Raw genomic sequence first — 5,580 nt, 5'->3', positions numbered from 1 at the left:
GGCGCCTCCGGCGGGGGCGAGGTTGCCGAAGAAGACCTCGGCGAAGGTGCGGTTCAGGGTCTTGGACTCAAAGTTGTTCATGAGCATCGGGTTGACGATGGTCACCTCGGTGCCCTTCTCGATCTTGGCCTCGGGGACCGCGGCCCAGACTTCGCCACGAGCGGTCTGCAGCCGGAGGTAGCAGTAGGGGGCGGCGTCGATGCGCTCGAGCACCTTGCCGGTGAGGCCCTGGCCCGGAGCGGTGGCGCCGGCCGCCGGCAGGGCGCCGGTGGTTGGCGCAGCCACGATGGCATCGGATTTCTTGGACTGGCAGCCCAGGGTGGCTGCAAGCAGGAGGGACAAGGGGAGGGCACTGCGCATGAAGGGGACTCCTTGAGTGAAGCGGGAAACGAACCCAGAAAGGCCAAAGCCAGAATCCATCATCCTATGACCGGGGCCATGGCGCGACCCCGTAGGCTGTGACCCTGGGATGCCCCGTGGTCATGAAGCATTCCGGGCGGGGTCGTCCCAGAAGGGGTAGAAGCAATACCACTGGCTGGGGTGGCGGCGGATCAAGGCCTCCAGATCCGCCACATAGGCCCTCATGCCGGCCTGGATGGCGGCCATGCGATCACCTCGACCACCCTCGATCCGGATGGGCTCCCCGAAGTGGGCGTGGAAGCGCCGATTTTCATCGGTGTAGAAAAAGCTCGTGATGATGGGTGCGCCGGTCATGGCCGCCAGTTCCCAGGGCCCCCGGGGGAAGGGCACCTCGCGTCCAAAGAAGGGCATGGGCAGGCCGTTCAGGCTGAAGTCGCGGTCCCCCTGCATGCCGACCAGGGCGCCTTCCCGCAGAAGCCGCACAAGGGGCAGGGTCGAGAAACCCACGCCATCGACGGGAATGCCCACCACGCCGCCCTGGGCCCGCATCCCCTCCCGAAGCCGCTCAACGGCTGCGAAGTGGTCGGGCTTGTAGACCGCATGGACCTTGAGGTTGCGGGACCGCAGCAGGATGCCGCCCAGTTCGAAGTTCCCCGCGTGGGCCGTGAGCAGGATCACGCCCTTTCCTTCCGCAAGGGTGGCGTCGAATTGATCGATGCCCTCGATGCTGGCGAACTGCGCCAGGGCTTCCCCCACGGGCCGCTGGCCATAGAAGAAGAAGTCCACCCAGGCCCTGGCGTGTTGCCGCACCATCTCACGGGCCGTGCGTTCGACCTCCGGATGCGAAGGCTTCAGTCCCATGACCCGCCCTGTATTGCCCAGGATGGCCTCCAGGTACCGGGGCTGCACATCCATGAAGGCGTTGGCGATCTGATCCGCGATGTCGTGGCCACGCTCCCGTCGCGCAAAGGATCGGGCCGCGAAATGGAAGAGGGGAAAGAGGGTGCCGAAGACGGCCCCGTAGGCAAGATCGAGCAGTTTGGAGGGAGTCTGCATGCGATCTTGCACGGGCTACCGCCACACGTTCTGGTTCGGATTCCGGTCATCCATCTCCTGCCAGAGCCGCTGGAGGCTCTGCAGGCGCTCCGGGTAGTCGAGGCGCAGACGGTCGAGGGTCTCCTCGTCTTCCGCGTCGAAGGCCAGGGGGGCGTCCAGCACCTCTGCCGGGAACTCCGGAAAGACTCGGCCCAGCAAGGACCGATCCAGGCCACGCACGCTGAGGGTGCGGATCCCGGGGGTATCCACCAGAGTCCCGCCGGATTCGATGGCGAGCCAGCGCGAGGCCGTGGTGGTCTGCTTGCCGGTGCCGAACTTGGTGAGCCCCCCGGTCTTCAGGGCGGCCACCGGGTGGAGGGCGTTCACCAGGGTGCTCTTGCCGACACCGCTGTGGCCGAGCAGGACCACCACCTTGCCCACCAGCAGCCCATGGAGGGCTTCGACCCCCTCCCCGTTGAGGGCGGAGGTCTCATGGATGGCCACCCCCTGCTCGCGCAGGGGGTCCAGCTCGGGGAGGGTGTCCTTTTTCGAAGCCCGATCCCGCTTGGTGACGATGACGCGGAAGGTGAGCCCGGCGTCGATCGCCAGCAACTGGGCACGTTCGAGCAGACCGGGCCGCAAGGGCGGGTCCACCACGGCGGCACAGATCCAGAGCTCATCGGCATTGGCGCAGATGAGCTGCCAGGGCTCTCGGTCGTCGATGCCGCCACGCCTGAGCAGGGTCTTCCGGGGCATCACGGCCACCACCTGGGCTTCGGGGGAGCCCCCGTCCCCGCGCACGGGAACATGGGCCGGGAACCTTGGATCGTCAGGTTCAACGGGGACGACCGAATACCGGACCCGATCCCCGCAGACCAGGCGCACGCCCTTGAGCTTCCCGCCCAGGGTGGCCCGCATGATGGTGCGGTCTTCCAACTCAAGGTCCACCCACTGGCTGTGGCGCTGGATCAGGGTGGCCTCGGGCAGGTGCATCCAGGGGCCAGGGTCCGGCAGGCGGAGCAGGGTCTCGGCATCGTGGGCTTCGATGCCGGTCTCGAGCCGGTCAGCGTGCTGCTGGCGTCGCTTGCTCTCGCCGCCCCGCTCCCGGGAATAGGCCTCCCGGTGGTCCATGTCCTGGGCCTCCCGGCTCTGGCCGAGGCGGAACTTGCGGGACATTACGCGCGACCGCCGAACTCGCCGGTCTCGGTGCTCACCTTCACCTTCTCTCCCTCCTTGATGAAGAGCGGCACCTTGATCTCGATGCCGGTCTCCAGCTTGGCAGGCTTGGTGACGTTGCCGCTGGCCGTGTCGCCGCGCGCGCCGGGCTCTGTGTAGGTGACAGCCAACTCCACCGTGGTGGGCATCTGGAGGCCGATGGGATTGCCGTTGTATTTCTGGATCTGGACGATGAGGCCCTCGGTGAGGTAGTCCAGCGCATCGCCCATGAGGGTGTCCCCCAGGGTGTGGGTCTCGTAGGTCTCCTGATCCATAAAGTGGGAGCCGTCGCCATCGCTGTAGAGGTAGCTGGCGGGCGTGAGGACAAGGTCGGGTTCCTTGAACTTGTCGCCGGCCTTGAAGGTCTTGTCGAAGACCGCCCGAGTGAGCAGGTTCCGCATCTTGATCCGCACCAAGGTTTGTCCACCCCGGGCCGTGGGGGTTGAGATCTCCACATCCAGGCAATGGAAGGGGGTGTCCTCGAGTTCGAAGAACATCTTGCGTTTGATCTCGATGGCTTCGAGAAGGGCGGCCATGGGGACTCCAGAATGTCGAATCCTCCATTCTATCTCGACTGGAGGAGGGGGTCTCCTGGTTAGAATTTCCTTTCCATGGCAGACCCGAAGACCATCGGCAGGTACCAGGTCCTGCGGCCCATCGGACAGGGCGGCATGGGAACCGTCTACCTGGCGGAAGATCCCCTCCTCAAGCGCCGCGTGGCCATCAAGGTGATCCGGGTGGCCGGCAACGCCCGGCACCAGGCCATGCTGCGCTTCCGGCGGGAGGCTGAGATCAGCGCCCAGCTGAACCACCCGAACCTGGTGACCATCTTCGATGTGGGCGTGGAGGAGGACCTTGGGCCCTTCCTGGCCATGGAATACGTGGAGGGGAAGAGTCTCGCCAAGCACATCAGGGAGAAGGACCTCGACCAGGAGACTTCCGCGAAGGTGCTGATCCAGGCCATGCGGGCGCTCCGGGCAGCCCACCGGCGCGCCATCGTCCACCGTGACGTCAAGCCCGACAACATCCTCCTGAGCGAAGAGGGCCGAGCCAAGCTCATGGACTTCGGCATCGCGCGCAGCATGGGGCACATGAGCCTGAACCCCCAGCATCCCCTGGACGCGCCCATGCTGGACGAAGGGACCCAGAACGGCTATGCCCAGACCCTGGCGCTCCGGCTGACGGTGACCGGGGATTTTCTGGGCTCGCCGGCCTACGCCCCTCCCGAAGTCCTGAAAGGCGGGGAGGGCACCCCCTCCTCGGACCGCTACAGCTTCGCGGCGACGGCCTTCGAGCTGCTCACGGGCCAGCTGCCCCACCCGGGAAGCGGGCTCACGGAGATCATCATCCACATCCTGCAGGAGCCCATCACCCTCCCGGCGGATTTGCCACCTCGCTTAGGTAGCGTGTTCCAGCGGGCCCTGTCCGTGGACCCGGATGATCGCTACACCACCCTCCCGGAGTTCATGGAGGAGCTCATCGACGCCCTGCCCGGACCGGCCAGCATGCGGGCCAGGCTCTTCGCGGCCCTGGGCCAGGATGATGACGGGAGCAGCGTGTCGACGGCGCGGTTCCGCCTTCCGGCCGGGCTTTCCCAGGGACTCGGGGAAGACAGCGGTCCCCAGGCCACCGACTCCCGCCTGCACCAGAGCCAGGCCATGAAGATCACCCTGGCGGAGGATCCGGTCGAGACCTTCCTGGCTTCCCGGAAAAGCTCCACGGAACCCAGCCCCGATGGGACCGATTGGGTAACGATCCTCAAGTGGGTGGTGTTCGTCTTCGTGCTGCTCCAGCTGTTCTGGTGGCTCTCGCCGGCCCTCTCGCGAGTCCATGTCACGGGCTAGCCAGCGTCCCTAAGCGAAAGCCCGCATGAGGAGGAACAGACTCCCGTTCCAGCAGGCGTGGACCAGGATCGGGGTTCGTAGGCTGCCGGTGTGCCGCATGGCCAGACCCATCACCAGCCCCAGGGTGGCGAGGACGGGCAGGCCCGCAGGCTGGAGGTGGATGGCGGCGAAGAGAAGGGCGGAGAGGACGAGCGCCACTGCCAGCCGCTGTTTCCGCGCCAGCACGGGCAGCAGGAACCCCCGGAAGAGCAGCTCCTCGAAGAAGGGCGCCACGCCCGCCACGGTCAGGAACATCGCCAGATTCGGCCCCCAGCCCGAGAGGCTGCGCAGCACGTCCTGCAGGTCCCGCTGGGGGCTCTGCTCAGGCCTCAGGATCAGGTTCGAGACCAGGGCCACGAGGATGACGAGCAGCACCGCCAGGGCCAGGAATGCCCCGCTCCAGGCCAGGTCCCGGCCAGCCCGGCCGGGGGCGACGCGGCACCATAACTCGCCAAGGGTGAGCCCTTCGGCGAGGCAGAGGAGCTGGATTCCAAAGCCGGCATGGAGCAGGTAGCCGAGGGGCAGGGTCAGCCACCGCAGTCCCGGCCAGGGCTGGAGCAGCAGCACGGCCAGATTTCCCGAGAGAAAGAAAGCCAGGAACCAGGCCAGCAGGATCAGGGCGCAGGCGCGCCCGGAGAGCGACCAGGCGGGCAGGCTGGGAACGACATGCTTGTCCCGGGTCACCAGCAGGTAGATCCCGACCACGAGCCCGGTCGCCGCCAGCGTCATGACCCCCAGGCCAAGGAGGCCCAGCCCGGCCAGGCGGGTCATCAGGGCCGCCCGGGCCCGGGTCCGCAGGGCCTCGCCTCCTCCCTCGCGGTCCAGGAAGCGGGCCTCCAGCAGGTCTGCGGCGTAGCCGTTCCCCAGGCGGTGGTGAAGGTCAAGGCGCTCCCCTGGCGTGGGCATGGGACCCCCGGCATAGGCGGCGAGGTAGGCCCGCCGGACCCGTCCAAGGGCGGGTCCCAGCCGCGGCGCGCCCGCCTCATCCAGGCTCGGCGAGGGGGGCTGTGCTTCGCCCAGCTCGGCCCGGAGCACAACCAGGAGGGCCAGGTCCCAGGGCTCCTTCAGCTGGGTCTCCGCCTTGGTC

The 5,580-nt window shown here is 67.3% G+C and carries 5 protein-coding genes and 1 pseudogene; 1 reads left to right on the top strand and 5 read right to left on the bottom strand.

The window, feature by feature from the left end; all coding sequences use genetic code 11:
- The 4 genes and pseudogenes from WAS25_RS10775 to efp form a co-directional block, all read right to left on the bottom strand.
- A pseudogene (locus WAS25_RS10775) lies at positions 1-360 on the bottom strand (nucleotide-binding protein); the annotation flags it as partial.
- Positions 361-480: 120 nt separating this feature from the next.
- The gene (locus tag WAS25_RS10770; RefSeq protein WP_422311910.1) at positions 481-1,416 is read right to left on the bottom strand and encodes a lysophospholipid acyltransferase family protein; all 936 of its coding nucleotides are present in this window, start codon (positions 1,414-1,416) and stop codon (positions 481-483) included.
- 15 nt (positions 1,417-1,431) lie between these two features.
- Positions 1,432-2,571: a ribosome small subunit-dependent GTPase A gene (gene rsgA, locus WAS25_RS10765; RefSeq protein ID WP_422311908.1), complete on the bottom strand. Its 1,140-nt coding sequence runs from the start codon at positions 2,569-2,571 to the stop codon at positions 1,432-1,434.
- Positions 2,571-3,146, bottom strand: coding sequence for an elongation factor P (efp, locus tag WAS25_RS10760; RefSeq protein WP_422311906.1), 576 nt, complete (start codon positions 3,144-3,146; stop codon positions 2,571-2,573). The genes rsgA and efp overlap by 1 nt, the downstream gene beginning before the upstream one ends.
- Before the next feature lie 75 nt (positions 3,147-3,221).
- On the opposite strand from efp, the gene WAS25_RS10755 reads away from it, so the two are divergent.
- Positions 3,222-4,454: a serine/threonine-protein kinase gene (locus tag WAS25_RS10755; protein ID WP_422311904.1), complete on the top strand. Its 1,233-nt coding sequence runs from the start codon at positions 3,222-3,224 to the stop codon at positions 4,452-4,454.
- Between the two features lie 9 nt (positions 4,455-4,463).
- On the opposite strand, the gene WAS25_RS10750 is transcribed toward WAS25_RS10755, so the two are convergent.
- Positions 4,464-5,580: CPBP family intramembrane glutamic endopeptidase (locus WAS25_RS10750; RefSeq protein WP_422311902.1), on the bottom strand; the 1,117-nt coding region annotated here is incomplete at its 5' end.

The organism is Geothrix sp. (genome assembly GCF_049292215.1).
Classification (GTDB): Bacteria; Acidobacteriota; Holophagae; order Holophagales; family Holophagaceae; genus Geothrix.
This window is presented reverse-complemented; position numbering and strand designations above follow the sequence as displayed.